This is a genomic window from Bradyrhizobium sp. Pa8, assembly GCF_052588265.1.
The window spans coordinates 7,726,526-7,741,761 of the sequence record NZ_CP176767.1; the positions used below are offsets into that span (position 1 = coordinate 7,726,526).

Consider the following 15,236-nt stretch of genomic DNA (forward strand, 5'->3'; position numbering starts at 1 on the left):
TCACTCCGCCAGCCACGACGAGACGCCGAGCATGAATTGCGTCAAGAGCTCGTCGCTGGTGAGGTAGAGCAGCAGGAAGCCGCCGAACAGCACGAAGGGCACCGAGATGAAATAGACCGGAATCGCCGGCGTCAGCTTGTTGATCAGGCCGACTGCGAGGTTGACGATGACCGAATAGACGATGAAGGGGCTGGTGATCCGCAGCGTCAGCACGAACGCCTCGGACAGGCGGTTGACGAGCTGGTCGAGCGCCATGCTGCCGCCGATCCTGTTGCCGGGCTGCCAGACGTCGTAGGAGTTCATCAGCCCGCGCAGGACCTGCCAGTGCTGGTCGGTCATGAAGAACAGCGTGGTGACGGCTGCCATGATCAGCGGGACCAGGGCCGGCGCCGGATCGGTGTCGCCGACCGGCGTTCCCGGGATGTTGCTCAGCCCGATCGCGCTCGCCATCACGGTCGCCATGGTCTGCAGCGCGAGGAAGAACACGCGCCCGCCGAGCCCGATGACGCTGCCGACCACGAGCTCGGAGCAGATCAGGAGTGCAAGCGTCAGCGGCGCGGCGTTGTCGGTGAGAGGTTTCAGGACCGAGATCAGGATCGGCGTCAGCGCAAACGTCGTGACGAGCGCGACGAACAGGCGGACCTGGGCCGGAACGTTGACGCTGGAATAGCCGGGCACGAGCATCAGGCAGGCGCCGATGCGGCAGAACACGATGAACGTGACCAGCACGCTGTCGGCAAGGCCGCTGATCACGATATGGCTCCCAGCGCCCTGATCTCGGCACTGCGCGCGACCTCGACATGCGACAGGACCGGCAAGGTCGGGAACACCCGCTCCAGGATCATCCGGACATAGGGGCGGGCTTCCGGGGTCACCGCCAGAACCACGCTGGTGCCGTTCTCGGTGAATTTTCGGATCGCGGCGCTGGCTTCGGTTGCGAACTGCTCGATCAGGCGAGGATCGGCGTCGAATTCGAAGACTTCGCCCTTGGCGTCGCGCTTCAGGCTCTGGTGGAACGCCAGGTCCCAGCGGTTGCCGAGGCGGACGACGTTCAGCACACCGTTGTCGGAAAGGTCGCCGCAGATCTGCTGGGCAAGTCGCGTCCGCACATGCTCCGCGACCTGCTCGGAGCGCCGCACATGGGGTGCGATCTCGGCAATGGCTTCCAGGATCAAATGGAGGTTACGGATCGACACGCGCTCGGCCAGCAGGATCTTCAGGATCGCCAGCAGGCCCGAATAGGAGATCTGCGACGGGCAGAGATCCTCGACCAGGCGCTTGTATTCGGGATCGAGACGGTCGAGCAGCCCGCGCATGTCCTTGTACGACAGCAGCTGCGCGAGATTTGCCCTGAGCACTTCGCTCAAGTGCGTGAGCAGCACGGACAGGTTGTCGACCGGCTTGCAGCCCTGACGCTTCACCTCGTCGGTGAACGCCTCCGTCACCCACAGCGCCTTCATGCCGAAAGCGGGTTCGATCACCTCTTCGCCGGGCACGTCGGGCTTGCCGTCCTTGTCGACGAGCACCAGCACCTCGCCGAGCCGCAGCTCGCCATGGGCGATACGCGTGTCGTGGATCCGGATCTGGTATCCCTTGGGATCGATCGACAGATTGTCGCTGAGCTTGATCTCCGGAATGACGAAGCCGTATTGCTTGGCAAACTTCTTGCGGAGCTTGCTGACCCGGTGTCCAAGCTCGGTGCGCGCGCCCAGCAGATGGACCGACAGATGGCCGCCGAGCGACACCTCGATCTCTGCGGTCTTGAGCGATTCCTTGACGGATTCCTTGGCATCGGCGTGGGCCCGCTCGTCGGCCTTGCGCGCATCCTCTTTCCGCTCCCGCGCCGCCTGCCGCCTCGGCAGCGAATAGCCGACGAAGGCCATGACGCCGCCGAGCAGAAAGAAGGGTGCCATCGGCAGCCCCGGCATCAGGGCGAGCACGAACATCATCAACGCGGCGGCCGACACCGCGCGCGGGTAGCCGCTGAGCTGGCGGAGCACGGCCTGCTCTGCCGAGCCCCTGGTGCCGCCCTTCGAGACCAGCAGGCCCGCCGACAGCGACACGATGAGAGCCGGCATCTGCGATACCAGACCGTCGCCGACGGAAAGTTTCGTGTAGACGTCGGCGGCGCGTGCCAGCGTCAGCCCGTGATGCGTCACGCCGATGATGATGCCACCGAAGATGTTGATCGCCGTGATGAGCAGGCCGGCGATTGCGTCGCCGCGGACGAATTTCGAAGCACCGTCCATCGCGCCGAAGAACGCGCTCTCCTCCTCGAGCTCGCGGCGCCGGCGCTGGGCCTCCTTGTCGTCGATGAGGCCGGCAGAGAGATCGGCGTCGATCGCCATCTGCTTGCCCGGGATGGCGTCCAGGGTGAAGCGGGCACCGACTTCGGCGATACGCGTTGCACCCTTGGTGATCACGACGAAATTCACCGTCACCAGGATCGCGAAGATGATCAGACCGATGACGAAGTCACCGCCCATGACGAACTTCGAGAAGCCGGCAACGACGTGACCCGCGGCTTGTTCGCCCTCCCCGCCCCGCGATAGGATCAGACGGGTGGTCGCGACGTTGAGCGCCAGCCGCAGGATCGTCGCGATCAGCAGCACGGTCGGGAAGGCGGAGAAGTCGAGCGGCCGCTGGATCCACAGCGCGACCATCAGGATCAGCGCGGACAGCGCGATCGAGAAGGCGAGGCCGAGGTCGATCAGGATCGGCGGTATGGGCAGGAACAGGATCGTGAGCATGGCCACGATACCGCCCGCGAAAAAGGCGTCAGCCCCCAATCGTCGCTGGGTCGGCAGGCTAGCAGCTAATGTATCGGCCATGGGTCACCGGCAGAGGGTCCGCCCCGCAATCTGCCGTGCAAAGCTTACGCGAGGGTGGTGGCCGGGCTCTCGCGGATCAGAAGCCGTGCTCGATCCGCGAATAGACCATCTCGGTGAAGGTGGAGAGATGGGCGCCGATGAAGGAGCCGGAAACGGCAACGACCAGGAGGATGACGATGATCTTCGGCACGAAGGTCAGCGTCACCTCCTGGACCTGGGTCAGCGCCTGGATCAGCGCAATGGCGGTGCCGACAAGCATCGCAGCGCCGACGGCGGGGCCGGAGGCGACGATGATGGTCCAGATCGCCGCCTGGACGATGTCGAGGGCGTCCCGCTCGTTCATGACTGGCTGATCGTAAGGCCGGGCCCGACCGCGACCTTCGTGCCGTTCTCAAGGGTCGCGATGGAGCCGTCGCTGTTGATGGAGATCGAAACGACCTTGCCGCTGAAGTTCGCGCCGGTCGCGTCGGTGAAGCTGACGGTCTTTCCGATCAGCCCGTTGGCCTGCGACAGCGACTGCGACGACAGCAGCGCATCCAGCTTCGAATTGGTCTGCATGGCCTGCTCGACCGTCGAGAGCTGGGCGAACTGGCTCATGTATTGCGAGGTATCCATCGGATTGGTCGGATCCTGGTTCTTCATCTCGGCGACGAGGAGCTGAAGAAAGGTATTGTAGTCGACCGTGTTGCTCGCCGTGTTCCTCGTGGAATCGGTCGCACTGGACTTGCTGGTGCTGTCGGTCGCGCTGGTGACGTTCATGTAGCCTCTCCGCTGTCAGGCAGCCTGGAATGGGATCTCGGTGGCGGCGCCGGCCAGGCCGGCCAGGATTGCGTCCTCCACCGGGAACAGCGCCCGGATCCGTTTGAGCGCCTCGAAATAGCGGGTCGTACCGACCAGCTCGTGGATCGCGGCGAGCCCGTCGAGCATCTCTCGGCTCTCGCAAACCGCGAGCAGGGCCGCGTGATGCTCCCCGTAGAGCGCGACTGCGGCGCCGATATCCGTCGGGTTCATCAGCATGAGCTGGACGATGAAATAGAGCTGCCGCATCGCCGTAGTGGCGTCGGAAGCCTGCATGACCTGCCCTTCGAGCAGGAACATCACGTCGTTGACGAGCTCGACTGAGACCTTGCGGTCCACCCGCAGCACAGCGCCGTTGACGTAGATCCGCTCACCCGCCCGCAAGGATATTTTCATCAGAGGGCGTCTCGGATCAGGCGGTTTATTTCGATGAGCTGCATCACGTCGTTCGACTTCTCCTCGCGAAGCCGATCGGCTTCCTTGACGACCCACAGGCCGATCGAGATGATGTCGGCGCGCAGCTTTTCCGGGAGTGCGTTCTCCGGATGGGCGAGATCCTCGATGAAGATCGTCCACAGCCGCCGCACGTAGAGCAGGCTCTCGACCAGATCTTCGAAGCTGAAGCGCCCACCCTGGACCCGCTCGAGCCGGTCGATGCCGAGACTGAGCGCCTGCCGCTCGCGGCCCCGCGCCTCATAGCCGCTATCGTCGACAACCGCTTCATAGGCTTCAAACGTCATTAGAACCACTCTGCGCAGGAGACCGAATAACAAGACAAGGGTGCAGACCCAGACTCAGAGATAGTTGATGAGGCTGATCTGCTGGAGCTGCGACGTCAGCGCCAGCGCCGTCTTGATCTGGGTCTGCAACGTGTTGACCCGGACCGAGGCCTCCGTCGGGTCGACCGCTTCCAGACCGACGATCTGATTGTTCAGAATGTCCTGCTGCGCCTTGAGTTTTTCGGTGGCGCCGGTGACCCGCTGCTGGACTGTGCCCATGCTGCCGCCGAGCGTAGCGAGGTCATTGATGGCGTTACCGACGAGGCCGATGGCCTTGTCCACGACGACCTGGAACGTGTCCTGGCTCAGCTTCGCGTTCCCGAGATCCGCCATCATGGTGTAGGCCTCGGCGAGCCTGCGGAAGCCGATCTGGTTGGCGCTAACGGACGTATCTGCGATCTCGGTCGTGGAGATACGGCTTTGCATGGTCTGGTCGGTGGCCGTTGACCAATTGGTGTTCCAGGCCGGGCTCGCGAACTCGGCATCGAAGGTGGTGTCGAGGAAGGTCTGCATCTGGGCCGGGGTAATGGTGCTCACGCTGGCCGAGGATTGCGAGAAGCCGAAGGTCGCAAAGAAATCGGCGTCGACCTGGTTCTTGCTGGCCGAGCCGGCGGTGTAAGCCGTGATCGGCTGGTTCTGCGTGTTGATGCCCGAGAACAGATACGAGCCGTTATAGGAGACGTTCAGCGCGCCGATCAGGTCCTGGAGGTTGGAGGACGCAGGCGGCAGGATGATCCGCCCGCCACCGTCGGTGCTGCGGGCTGCGATCAGGTCCTTGAGGAAAGAGGTAGCGGTCGTGCCGAGCTGGGTGATCCGGTTCTGCGTCGTGTCCAGGCGCCCCGAGACGAGCCCGTTGGTATCGACGAGTTGATCGGCGAAGCTCAGGTCCGCCCGCAGGGTGACGTCGCTTCCAGTCGTGGCACCAAGCTCGAGGCCGACATCGGCGAAGCGGCCGGTGGTGGCTTCCTTCGACGCCTTGGTCAGCGCGGCCTGATTGTTCGTGATCGAGGACCTCAACGACGAAGACAGCATCAGGGTCGAGATGTAGTTGGCGCTCATCATGACTTAATTCCCCACGGCGGCCAGCAGGCTCTGCAACATTTGGTCGACGGTCGAGATGATCTTCGACGACGCCGAATAGGTCCGTTCGACCTGAAGCATCAAGGACATCTCGTCGTCCATGTTGACGCCGCTGACGTTCGACAGCGCCGCGGAGCTGCGGTCGAGCAGCGTGTTCTGGTAGGTGGCGTTGTCGTCCGCGGCCTTGCGCTGGTTTTCGATCCAGCTCGTCGACGACGCCGCGAAGTCGATCAAGCTGCCGCTCGGCTTGCCTTGCGTGGTTGCATCGAACGGCTGCGACGCATCCATGTTGCCGATGAGCTGCTGCAGCCTGGTCGAGTAGCCGGCATTGCCGGTGGTGTTGTATCTGTAGGCGACGTTGCCGCTGATCGCGCCATCACGCAGCAGGTTGGGATTGCCGCCCTGGGCCGGGTCGACCGACGCGGCAACGCTGATCGAGCCGGCCAGGCCGACCGAGACGGTCGCGCTTGCAGGCATCGCGGGTGAGCCGGGATAGGTGAAGAGGCCGGGCCGGTCGGGCAGCGCCGCGCCGGACTGGTCGACCTCCTTGAAGGATTCGACAAGGCCGCGTGCGATCTCGTCGAGCTGGCTCTGATACGTGACCGTGGCGTTGTCGCGCAACTGGGCGAGGCCGGCGAGCTTGCCGGTCTTGATCGGCATCACGGAATTGGCGCCGGTGACCGGGACACCGTCGATATAGACGGCATTGCCGGTGGTCCCTGGCGTATAGATGTTGGTCGCCGCGAAGCTGACCGAGCGCGCCGTCTTGTCGAACAGCACGACGCCGCTGTCGGTGTAGAGCGCCGCGTCGCCGTTGGCGCGCAGCGTCATCGAGACGCCGACCTCCTGCGACATCTTCGAGACGATGTTGTCGCGCTGGTCGAGATAGTCAGTGACGTCGTCACCGGAGATCGTCCCCTTCACGATCGCGGTGTTGACCTTGTCGAACTGGGTCAGGAGCTGATTGATATTGGCGACCGAAGTCGCCATGTCGGCGTCCGCGCCCTGGCGTACCGTCTGCACGGTCTTGGTGGCCTGGTTGAGCGCGGTCGCCATGTCCTTGGCGGACGTGACCGCCGCCTGCGCCAGCGTGGTGTTGTCCGGAGCGTTGGCATATTGCTGGAGCGCTTGCTTCAGCTTGTTGAGCTGGGCGGCTGGCGACTGCCCAAGTTCGGGATCGTCCACAGTCGAGGCCGATATCTTCTGAAGACCGTCCAGGATCGCATTCTGCTTGGCGGACCCAGACGTCGCGATCAGGACGTTATTATAGAGACCCGAGCTGGCGGCGCGTTGGATCGCCGCCACATAGACGCCGGCCCCGGGGAGATTGTCCAGCACGGCGATCTTGCGCGAATAGCCGGCGGCGCTGGCACCGGCTATGTTGCGCGAGATCGTCGACGACTGGATGCCCGACGCCATGAGCGACGCACGAGCGGAGTCGAGAGCGGCGGTAAGGGACATGATTTGCTCTTGCCCGGAATGAGCGCTTGAGGATTCAGCGCTTCAGGTTGACGACGACGTCGAGAAGATCGGCGCCGGTCTGGAACGATTTCGAATTCGCAGTGAAGCCGCGCTGCGCCTCGATCATCCCGGTGAGTTCGTCCGCGAGGTCGACGTTGGAGTCTTCCAGCGCGCCGGACTGGATCGTGCCGAGCCCGCCGGTGCCCGCATTCGCGGCCTGTGCATTGCCGGAATTCATGTTGGTCGAATAGACGTTGCCGGGCTCCGGCGTCAGATTGTCGGGGCTCGCGACGTCGGCGAGCATGAGGGTGTAGAGCGTCAGCTGCTGACCGTTCTTGAGGATCGCCGTCACGAAGCCCGAATCGTCGACATCGACCTTGTCGATGGCCGACGGAACGCTGCCGTTGACGGTCGCCTTGAAGCTGAAATCGGTGCCGACCTGCGTCATGTTCGACAGGTCCAGGGTCAGCGCCGCACCGCCGGGGACGGTTAAGGCGAGAGTCGTCGGGCTCGCCGCGGCCAGCGTGCCTTTGCCGGTTGCGGTCGTATCGAAGGTGAAAGTGGTGGCGGCACCGACCGACGCACCTGTCGCGGCGTTGTAAGCCTGAATCTGCCAGGTGTCAGAGCCGGCGGCCGTCGCCGTGTGGGACATGTAGACGTCGAGCGTAACGGCCTGGCCGATATTGTTGTAGGCCACGATCGAGCTCTTCGACGAATATGACGCCGGCCCGGGCGGACCGGCGATCACAGCCGCTTTCGGATCCAGATTGCCGGTCGTGAGCGTTCCCGCCGTCGACGGCACGGGCACTTGCGAAACCTGGGCAATGTTGACGATCTGCATGCCGGACAGGCTGTTCTGCGAGAAATTGGTCACCTTACCGGGCTGGCCCAGGAGGTAGTAGCCGGCCGCGTTGACCAGATTGCCCTGGGCGTCCGGCACGAACGAGCCGGCGCGCGTCAGATATTGCTGCGTGTTGTTGGCGTTCGACACCACGAAGAAGCCGTTGCCCTGCACGGCGAGGTCCGTGGTCGACGTGGTGAACTGCGTGTGTCCCGCGTCGCTGATGGCGTAGCGAACCGTCGTCTCGACGGCGCCGGAGTCGTAGTTGCCGGAGCCGCTCTTCAGGATCAGTGACGAGAATTCCGTCGAAGCCCGCTTGTAACCGGTCGTGTTGACGTTCGCGATGTTGTCCGAAACCGTCGACAGCTTGTTGGACTGCGCGCTCATTCCGGAAACGCCGGTGCGCATAACACCATACAGGCTCATGAAGTAGGCTCCTTTGTCAGGTTGTATCTACAATGCGGGTTCTTGCTTGCGCGGGGCTGATGATTGGGATCCGTGCACAACTTTCAGGTTGTAGCGGTCATGTCGTCTTCGGCTGACAGAACGAGCGCGCCTTGTCGGTCCACGCGCCGAAGCCGCTGGACACGAGATGCGCGACGATGTGACAGACGTAGCGCTTCTGCGCGGGCTGATTGTTAGGGCCTGCGTTGTAGCGCGCGACCGCCATGGTCCAGCTGCCCTCGCGCTGCTTCAGTTCTTTCAGGAAGCGTGCGGCGTATTCGACGTTCTTCGCGGGATCGAACATCGCGCGCACCGACGTGAACTTGTCGCCGTGATAATAATGGTTGATCTGCATGCAGCCGAGGTCGATCAGCTTGATGCCCTTGCTGCGCATCGCCTCGAAATTCGCGATCGCGTCGTTCATGTCCTTGGCGAACACGGTCTGGCCGTCGGCGCCGAGCGCGTAAGGGTGGAGCGCGCCGCGCCGCCCGGTCTCGGTGAGGCCGACCGCATAGAGAATGCCGAGCGGGATCCCATGCTGCTGGGACGCACGCGCCATCTCGCGCTCGCAAGGGCGCGCGTTGTCGGTCGCGGCCTCAGCGGCGCCCGCGCTACAGATAAACAGGGCCGCGACGAATCTGCGGCCCCACGTCCTGGTCATGACGCGTCTCCTGGTTGGACTGGCGCTCCTGCCGGGCCTGCTTCGCACCGCCGTCCGATTGCCCGGACGACGTGCCGGCGCCGCCGAACGTGCCTTGCGACTGCGACGATGGCTGTTGCTGGCCGGAGAGCTGCGGCTGCGGCTGGCCGGAGCCGCTCTGGAATCCGTCCAGCGAGCCGTGCTGCACGGGCGCGACGTCGGCGACATAGCCCGCCGACTGCATGAGATCGCGGATCGAGTCGCGCTGCTGATCCAGCATCAGGCTGGTGTCCTTGCGCGCGGCCGCGAGGTGAACTGAAACCTCCGAGCCGACGAGACGAAGGCGTACCGTGACGTTGCCGAGCGCCGGCGGTTCGAGATTGATCGTCAGGATCTTGAGCGGCTCAGGCGCATTGGTCTGCGACGTCGCGAGATCGGGGGCGGTGGACGCCGTCGGAGCCGGCGATTCCTTCAGCTCGGCGACGACTGCGTTGGCGACCTGCTGCGTGGCGCTGAACTGCGCCGGCGGCAGATGGGTCTCCTGCTGGACCACGGTGACCTTGGTCGCTTCGGGCAATGCGTCCCGCGCCGAGGCTTTGACGGCGCGTTCGACATTGGCCGTGACGGCCTCGAAGCCTTGCGTTGCGGGCATTGTCTTCGACGACGCATCGCTGCCTTGCTGCGCGGCTGCCGCCGCCTGCGAAGGCGCGGCCTGCGAGCGCGCGCCCGTTGAAGCGGCCGCGGGCGGCGCGGGTTCGGCAGACGTGACCTTCGCCGTGCCCTGGACCTCACGCTTCGTCGTGGCAGAGCGCTCGTCGCGCGCAGGCGCATCCTTCTTGTCGGCCGCCGGCGATTGCAGCTGCGGCTTCACGGCCGGCATGGCGGCGAGCTGCTGTTCGACGACCGCCGGAATGCTGGATCGGGCCGAAACTTCGGTCTTCGCGCTGTGGTCGACCGGAGTTTGCGTCTCCGGCGATTTTTCAGTTTTCTCGTCGGACGATTTGCGAACGGGTTCGGGCTCGTCATCCGCCTCGGTGCGTTCCCGCACCGTCTTGTCCTTGTCGGCCGGGCGCGCGAGGTGCGTGCGCAACGATCCGGCCTTCGCGCTCGTGTTGCCACCCTCGTCGTTGAGCGCTCGCTTCGCGAGATTCGAGACGGTGTGCAGCAGGTCGTTGAACGACGAATCTGCCGGCGATTTCGCTCCGGCGGACTTGCCCGAGCGCGATGCGCCGCGCATGTTGAGGCTTTCGGCGAGACCCGAAAAGACCTGTCCGGAGGTTCCACTGAGCTTCGTCATGGGCGATCCCTGGTAAGGCGTTCGAGTTCGCCGAGCTGCTTCCCCGCGCGCGCCAGCGTCTCAGTCGACGCGGCGAGATCGAGACGCGCCGGCGTGACCGGAGGCTTGTCGGCGCCGGCGGTGGATCCGCCCGCGAACGGCTTGCGCACATCGAGTGCGAGCTGCAACGTTGCATTCAGCAACGGAACATCGCGCTCGGGCAACTTCGAGCGGTCGAGTGCCTTCAACTCGGCAACACCGCCATCATACTCGTCAGTGAGCGCCCGCGAGACGCCGCGGAGGAAATGTGCGCGCTCGCGATCCTCCGAGGCATCGGCGCTGAGCGTCAGCGCACGCTCGCCTGCAAGCCGGGTCACCGCCAGCCGTCCATGCACCATCGCGGTGCGCGCGATCACGAGATAAAGCTTGAGGCGGCTAGCGCGGTCGATCTGCTCCAGCAGAGTGACGATCCGCGCAAAGCGGCGCTCGTCGAGAGCAATGCTCGATTGCGTCAGGCCGGAAGCGAAGCGCTGCCAGAAGTCCCCGGCATAGACCGAGTTGCGGTAATGGCGGATATAGGCGAGCGTCAGGAACTCGAACTTGTCGAAATCCTCGGCCTGCCCGACCAGCAGGATCTCGCGCCGCAGCGCCGCCTCCTCCACCAGCGTGCCCGGCAAGAGCAGCCGCGCATCGTCCAGGCGCTCGATCGCGAGCGATGCCTCGGCGCGCGCAAACAGCGCGCCCTGGACCAGCGCGACCTGCCCGCCCAGGCCCGTTGGCAGCGTGCGCGGCTTGACGTCCTTGAGCAGTTCGCGCGCTTCGTCCTGGCGGCCTTCGACATAGGCCAGCGCGCCATTGAACAGCCGCTCATCGACGTTCAGCTTGTCGCGCGGCAGCTTTCGGACGACCTGCGGCCCGCCGCCGCTGAGCAAATAGATGATGACGGCCTGGCCGTTCTGCGCGTTGCTCCACACGCCCGGATCGGCGGCGAGGAACTTTTCGCCGACCTGCCGGGTCAGCGCGATGTGGCTGCCATGCGCCGCGGTGTCGCCACGGGCAATGCCATCCTGCACCGCCTGCAATGTGCGCACGAGCTCATAGGGCTCGCCCGAGGTTGAGGCCGGGGACGGTGCCGGATCGGCAAACGCGCATACCGTCGTGAACGGCAGCAGCATCAGCAGTGCGACGCCCAGGAGCGGCCTGGTCAAGGGCGCTTCTCCCGGATCAGGATCTCGATCCGGCGGTTCTGCGCCGCCGCCGGGTCGCTCGGAAGCTTCGGCCGCCGATCGGCGTAACCCTCGACATGCTCGATCCGCTGCGCATCGACGCCGGATCGAACCAGCATGTAATAGGCCATCTGCGCGCGCGCCGTCGACAGCCGCCAATTGTCGTAGGTCTCCGACTTGTACGGTCGATTATCGGTGTGGCCGCGCACGATGATCACACCCTGGCGTTTCGTCAGCAGCGGCCCGATCTTGTCGATCACGCGGATCAGCTCAGGCCGCGGCTCGGCCGAGCCGACCGCGAACATCCCGAAGCTCGCATCGTCGGTCAGGCTGATCAGAAGGCCTTCCTCGACCTGGCGCACCTCGGCCACCGGGCCCGCACCGGCCTTGATGTCCGATAGCGCATCCGCGATTGCAGACTGAAGCTGCTTGACGGTCGGCTGCTGGGTCTGTGCCGCATCGCGCGATTCGGAATTCTTCGCTTGATCGCCGGGGCGTGGCTGCGCGGCGGCATTGGCTTGAGCGCCAGCCTGGGCGCCCGGTTGCGGCGCATTTGCCTGGGCACTGCCATCGCGTTGAGCCTGCGAAGGCGCAGGCCCCGGCGGCAGCAGGGGCGACAGGCTTGCAGACGACGCGTCCGCGTTCGGAGCCACGCTGCCGCCGGCATCGTCCTGCTTGGCACGTTGCGCCTGCGGCTCGCCCTGACCTGTCCCGGACACGTTGTCGCGCGCGGACGCGTTCGGCTTTGGCTCGCTGTCGACGAAGTGATCCGCATCCTTGGACGTCTGCGGCGTCAACTTCCAATAGCCGGGATCGAAGGGATCGCGGTAGGCATCGCCGCCCTTGAGGCCGTCCTCTTCGGCGGAGGTTAGCGCGCCGGCACGGCGCTGGCCCGAAGCCTGGTTCGCGCTGTTGGCGATCTCGGCAAGCGTCGCATAGGGATCGCGGAACAGAACCTTCTCTTCGAAGGAGGCAGGCTTCTCCGCCGTCGGCGAGTCTCCGCGACGTTCTTCGTTCGGCCCGGCCGGCTGACGCTTGCCGTCCTGGCCTTCGAACTGCGTCGGCTCCTTCTTGGTGAGATCCTTGAGGCCCTTCGGGGCGGGTGCGTTCTCCGCGAGCTTGATCGGGTTGAAATAGCTCGCGACCACCTGCTTCTGGTCCTGGTTGAGCGCATTGAGCAGCCACATGACCAGAAAGAACGCCATCATCGCCGTCATGAAGTCCGCATACGCGATCTTCCAGACACCACCGTGATGCGCCTCCTCGGCGAAGGCGCTGCGCCTGCGGATGATCACCAGCTCGTGCTTGACTTCTTCCATGGCGGACTACCGGCGCGCCTCATTCAGACGTTCGCGCCACGCCGCAATCTGCGTCTCGATCACGGTCTGGTCGGCGACAACGCGGACCTCGAAAGTCTCGGCGGCTTCGTATTCAATCCCGGTTCGCCGGGCCGTCTGGAGCTGCGAGCGCACCAGATCGAGCAATTCGCCCGGGCCGGTGATCTTGAACACCGGCACCGGCGAATTGCCGGTCAGCGCCGCGATCTGCTCGACCAGCGATCCGATCGCCTTGTCACGGACGGCGTCGGCGAGGAAAGGCAGCAATATCCGCGCGACCGAGCTTGCGATGTTGGTTTCGATCTCGCGGCAGGCCGTCTCGAAGCCGCTCACGATCGTGGCCGCCTGCTGGTCGGACCATTTGGCCCGCTCCTCGCCGAGCCGGATCGCGCTACGGACGCGCTCCTCGGCAACCCTGGCATCGCCTTCCGCGACACCGGCGGCATGGCCGCGACGATAGGCATCCTCGAGAAGATTGACCGGCGGGGCTTCCGCCTCGGGCGCCGGAAGCGGCGATTGAAGCTGCGGCTGCGATTGGGCCTGACGCGGCGGCTGAGGCTGCGACTCGCGCCGCACTTCCATCGGCCTTGTCAGCACATCCTGGATCTTGGGGGGCGGAGGCGGCGGTGGAGACTTGGCCCGCCCATTCGCGTCGAACTGCGTCAGGAGTTTTCCGATAGCCGCGTTCATGCTGCCTCCTCGCGCCGCATCCAGTCTTTAAGGATTGCTGCCGCCTGCATCTGATCGAGCCGGACGATCTGCTCCAGCCGCTTCTGCGGCGTCCGCTGCATCTTGCCTTCGAGATCCTCGACGAGGTTGAGCTCGGGGTCCTGACTGTCGGCCAATGCAAGGGCTGTTGCAGCTTCGAGCTCGGCGGCCTCGGCCGCCTCGGTCTGCTCCTGCGCTGCGCGATGCGTCAGAATGCCGTTGACCGCAGGGCGAAGGCCGAACCAGACCAGCATCGAGGCAACGGCCAGGATGGTGACCGCATTGATGACGCTGCCGAGCTGCTTGTTGATCATCTCGACGAAGCTGATCGGCGGCACCGGCGCCAGTTCGCGCGAGCCTTCGATGAAGTCGACGGCCGTGACCTGGATCTGGTCGCCGCGCTGCTTGTCCAGCCCGCCTGCCGTCGCCGCGAGCTGGCTGATCTCGGCGAGCTTGCTGTCGACGATGGCCTGGTTGCTCTTGTCGCCGAGATCGGCGACGAGCCGCGCGCGGTTGACCAGCACGGCGATGAAGAGTTTCTTGACCAAATAGCCGTCGCTCACCGTCGTCGTTGTCTTGGACGACACCTCGAAATTGGTGACGTCCTCGCGGCGGGTCTTGTCCTCGCTGGAATTCTTTGTGCCGCCGGCATTCACCTGCTGGTCCGGCAGGTTCTGCTGCACCGTGGTCGGCGTCGAACGGTCCGCATTCTGCGACGATTCCTTCTCGCGCACGTTCCGGACCGAACGCTCGGCGCGGCTCTCCGGGTCGTAGACCGTCTCGTTGGTCTGCCGCTTGTCGGTGGAGAGCTGCGGCGCGACGCTCACCTCGAAATTGTCCAGGCCGAGATATGGCGTCAACGCCTTCCGGATGTTCTCCTGCACCATTCCGCCGACCGTCTTCTGGAGGCTCGCCATCTTGGTCGGGGCCGCACTGGCCTCGTCCTCTTCGGCGAGCAGCATCGAACCATCGGCATCCAGCACCGTCACCTTGTCCCGGCTCATGCCGGGAATGGCCGCCGCGACGAGGTGGCGGATCGACTGCGCCGTGCGCGCCTCGATCGCGCCGTCGGTGCGCAGCACGACCGACGCTGAAGGCGGCTGCTGCGTCGCCCGGAACGAGCCGCGCACCGGCATCACGATATGCACCCGCGCCGCCTTGACGCCCTTCATCAACTGCACGGTGCGCGCGATCTCGCCTTCCAGCGCCCGCAGCTTGGTGACTTCCTGCATGAACGAGGTCAGGCCGAGCGAGCCGATCTTGTCGAACAGCTCGTAGCCGGAATTGGCGCTGGTCGGCAGCCCCTTCTCGGCAAGCAGCATCCGCGCCTGCATGGTCTGGCTCGGGCGCACCGAGACGGCGTCGCCGGCCGTATTGACGTCGAATGTGATATTCTGCTCGCGCAGCGCGGCGCCGATGCGCGTCACGTCTTCGCGATTGAGGCCAGTATAGAGCGTTTCGAACTCAGGCCGGCTCAGATAATAGGCGCCGCCGACGACGGTGACGAGAACGGCAAAGCCGATCAGTCCCAAGGCCATCAGGCGTCGCGGCCCAAGCTCCAGCAGATTGTTGAGCAGTTGCTGTACCTGCGCACGACTGAGCAGCATGTGACCTCGTACCAATGCGAACGTATGGGACACTCCGCTGCCAACCTTGTCTGAAGGTTGCGCCAGGAGGCGAATGTGTCGGTTCGCGGGCGAGGCGTTGCAATTTTACAAGAATCTTGGACGACGCGGTCAGGTCAGGAGCAACAAGCGGACGCACGGCAGCGCGATCGGCTGCGGCGTGTTGCATGACGTCTGGCGTCGGGAGATC

At 64.9% G+C, this 15,236-nt stretch carries 15 protein-coding genes; all 15 read right to left on the reverse strand.

Annotated elements, in window-relative coordinates; all coding sequences use genetic code 11:
* A complete protein-coding gene (gene fliR / locus ACKWRH_RS36645; protein ID WP_445217508.1) occupies positions 1 to 753 on the reverse strand; it encodes a flagellar biosynthesis protein FliR in 753 nt (250 codons plus the stop codon).
* Positions 750 to 2,831, reverse strand: a complete 2,082-nt coding sequence (gene flhA, locus ACKWRH_RS36650; RefSeq protein ID WP_445217509.1) for a flagellar biosynthesis protein FlhA — start codon at positions 2,829 to 2,831, stop codon at positions 750 to 752. The genes fliR and flhA overlap by 4 nt, the downstream gene beginning before the upstream one ends.
* Before the next feature lie 76 nt (positions 2,832 to 2,907).
* Complete coding sequence (gene fliQ / locus ACKWRH_RS36655; RefSeq protein WP_014492683.1) at positions 2,908 to 3,174, reverse strand: flagellar biosynthesis protein FliQ; 267 nt, start codon at positions 3,172 to 3,174, stop codon at positions 2,908 to 2,910.
* On the reverse strand, positions 3,171 to 3,590 hold the full coding sequence (gene flgD, locus ACKWRH_RS36660; protein WP_445217510.1) for a flagellar hook assembly protein FlgD: 420 nt from the start codon (positions 3,588 to 3,590) through the stop codon (positions 3,171 to 3,173). Before flgD ends, fliQ begins: the two co-directional genes overlap by 4 nt.
* A 15-nt stretch (positions 3,591 to 3,605) precedes the next feature.
* On the reverse strand, positions 3,606 to 4,025 hold the full coding sequence (gene flbT, locus ACKWRH_RS36665; protein ID WP_445217511.1) for a flagellar biosynthesis repressor FlbT: 420 nt from the start codon (positions 4,023 to 4,025) through the stop codon (positions 3,606 to 3,608).
* On the reverse strand, positions 4,025 to 4,369 hold the full coding sequence (gene flaF / locus ACKWRH_RS36670) for a flagellar biosynthesis regulator FlaF (protein ID WP_028147157.1): 345 nt from the start codon (positions 4,367 to 4,369) through the stop codon (positions 4,025 to 4,027). Before flaF ends, flbT begins: the two co-directional genes overlap by 1 nt.
* A 54-nt stretch (positions 4,370 to 4,423) precedes the next feature.
* The gene (locus ACKWRH_RS36675; RefSeq protein WP_445217512.1) at positions 4,424 to 5,470 is read right to left on the reverse strand and encodes a flagellar hook-associated family protein; all 1,047 of its coding nucleotides are present in this window, start codon (positions 5,468 to 5,470) and stop codon (positions 4,424 to 4,426) included.
* A 3-nt stretch (positions 5,471 to 5,473) separates the two neighbouring features.
* Positions 5,474 to 6,949, reverse strand: coding sequence for a flagellar hook-associated protein FlgK (gene flgK, locus ACKWRH_RS36680; RefSeq protein ID WP_445217513.1), 1,476 nt, complete (start codon positions 6,947 to 6,949; stop codon positions 5,474 to 5,476).
* Positions 6,950 to 6,983: 34 nt separating this feature from the next.
* Positions 6,984 to 8,216: a flagellar hook protein FlgE gene (locus ACKWRH_RS36685; RefSeq protein ID WP_445217514.1), complete on the reverse strand. Its 1,233-nt coding sequence runs from the start codon at positions 8,214 to 8,216 to the stop codon at positions 6,984 to 6,986.
* A 97-nt stretch (positions 8,217 to 8,313) separates the two neighbouring features.
* On the reverse strand, positions 8,314 to 8,895 hold the full coding sequence (locus tag ACKWRH_RS36690) for a lytic transglycosylase domain-containing protein (protein ID WP_445217515.1): 582 nt from the start codon (positions 8,893 to 8,895) through the stop codon (positions 8,314 to 8,316).
* Positions 8,846 to 10,171: a flagellar hook-length control protein FliK gene (gene fliK / locus ACKWRH_RS36695; protein WP_445217516.1), complete on the reverse strand. Its 1,326-nt coding sequence runs from the start codon at positions 10,169 to 10,171 to the stop codon at positions 8,846 to 8,848. Before fliK ends, ACKWRH_RS36690 begins: the two co-directional genes overlap by 50 nt.
* A complete protein-coding gene (locus ACKWRH_RS36700; protein ID WP_445217517.1) occupies positions 10,168 to 11,358 on the reverse strand; it encodes a chemotaxis protein in 1,191 nt (396 codons plus the stop codon). The genes fliK and ACKWRH_RS36700 overlap by 4 nt, the downstream gene beginning before the upstream one ends.
* The gene (locus ACKWRH_RS36705; protein ID WP_445217518.1) at positions 11,355 to 12,695 is read right to left on the reverse strand and encodes a MotB family protein; all 1,341 of its coding nucleotides are present in this window, start codon (positions 12,693 to 12,695) and stop codon (positions 11,355 to 11,357) included. The genes ACKWRH_RS36700 and ACKWRH_RS36705 overlap by 4 nt, the downstream gene beginning before the upstream one ends.
* Before the next feature lie 6 nt (positions 12,696 to 12,701).
* Complete coding sequence (locus tag ACKWRH_RS36710; protein WP_445217519.1) at positions 12,702 to 13,403, reverse strand: hypothetical protein; 702 nt, start codon at positions 13,401 to 13,403, stop codon at positions 12,702 to 12,704.
* The gene (gene fliF, locus ACKWRH_RS36715) at positions 13,400 to 15,028 is read right to left on the reverse strand and encodes a flagellar basal-body MS-ring/collar protein FliF (RefSeq protein WP_445217520.1); all 1,629 of its coding nucleotides are present in this window, start codon (positions 15,026 to 15,028) and stop codon (positions 13,400 to 13,402) included. Before fliF ends, ACKWRH_RS36710 begins: the two co-directional genes overlap by 4 nt.
* Positions 15,029 to 15,236 lie beyond the last annotated feature (208 nt).